Raw genomic sequence first — 774 nt, forward strand, 5'->3', positions numbered from 1 at the left:
TCAGCGACGAGACGTTCCCGCTCGCGTGCGACTGCGTCGGCCAGGAGACGACCGGCGCCGGCGGCTTCGCCAAGGCACTGCGCACGGTCCCGGTCGTGCTGGACATCGCCCGCCGCGCCGACCCGGGTGCGTGGATCGTCAACTTCACCAACCCGGTCGGCATCGTCACCCGCGCCCTGCTCGACGACGGCCACCGCGCCGCCGGCCTGTGCAACGTGGCGATCGGTTTCCAGCGTCGCTGGGCGGCGGCCCTGGGCGTTGAGCCGTCGGCGGTGACCCTCGACCACGTCGGCCTGAACCACCTGACCTGGGAGCGCGCCGCCTACGTCGACGGCGTCGACCGCCTGCCGGAGCTGATCGACAAGGGCCTGGACGACATGGCCTCCGGCCTGCAGCTGCCCGCCGAGGTCATCGCGTCCCTGCGCTGCGTCCCGTCCTACTACCTGCGCTACTTCTACTGCCACGACCAGGTCGTGGCCGAGGAGCGCGGCCAGCCCACGCGCGGCGAGCGGGTCTCGCAGATCGAGGAACAGCTCCTGCAGATGTACGCCGACCCGTCCCTCGACCAGAAGCCGGCCCTGCTCGGCGAGCGCGGCGGCGCGTTCTACTCCGAGGCCGCCGTCGGCCTGATCGCCTCCCTGCACCATGACGACGGCGGCATCCACGCCGTCAACGTGCGCAACCGCGGCTACTTCCCGTTCCTGTCCGACGACGCCGTCATCGAGGCCACCTGCCGGGTCGGCGCCGCCGGCGCGGTACCCCTGCCCGCCCCCG

The 774-nt window shown here is 72.7% G+C and carries 1 protein-coding gene; it reads left to right on the forward strand.

The window, feature by feature from the left end; all coding sequences use genetic code 11:
* Positions 1-774 (forward strand): family 4 glycosyl hydrolase (locus ABD901_RS58775; RefSeq protein WP_486303877.1); only part of this gene is annotated, 774 nt, incomplete at both ends.

The sequence above is a fragment of the Dactylosporangium darangshiense genome, assembly GCF_039537565.1.
GTDB classification, from domain to species: domain Bacteria; phylum Actinomycetota; class Actinomycetes; order Mycobacteriales; family Micromonosporaceae; genus Dactylosporangium; species Dactylosporangium darangshiense.